At 54.8% G+C, this 263-nt stretch carries 1 protein-coding gene; it reads right to left on the bottom strand.

The features are described from left to right. The coding region (locus KVT27_RS25095; RefSeq protein WP_309140253.1) for an exo-beta-N-acetylmuramidase NamZ domain-containing protein at positions 1 to 208 on the bottom strand (208 nt) is incomplete at its 3' end. Between the last annotated feature and the right edge of the window lie 55 nt (positions 209 to 263).

Here is a 263-nt window from a genome sequence, read left to right as displayed (position 1 = left end):
AAGGAACTGTTGTTCCGCGCCCTTCGGACAGGTTCGTTCCTTCGAAAATACAGGTTCCCGGATACAGCAGGGTGGAAATAAATCGCGGAAGCCCCAGTGACGGCATAATCCACTCTTTGCCTGTCTCCGAGAACATCATGCTGCGCTCCCAGCCTTCACAAGGGACGACGTGCAAATCGCACTGCCAGTTCATCTGATCGTTCGCCATCATCGCCAGTTCTCCGGCCGTCAGAGCATAGCGCACAGCAAGCGGATAATTACCG

This window comes from Lysinibacillus sp. GbtcB16 (assembly GCF_019091145.1).
GTDB lineage: Bacteria > Bacillota > Bacilli > Bacillales_A > Planococcaceae > Lysinibacillus > Lysinibacillus fusiformis.
This window is presented reverse-complemented; position numbering and strand designations above follow the sequence as displayed.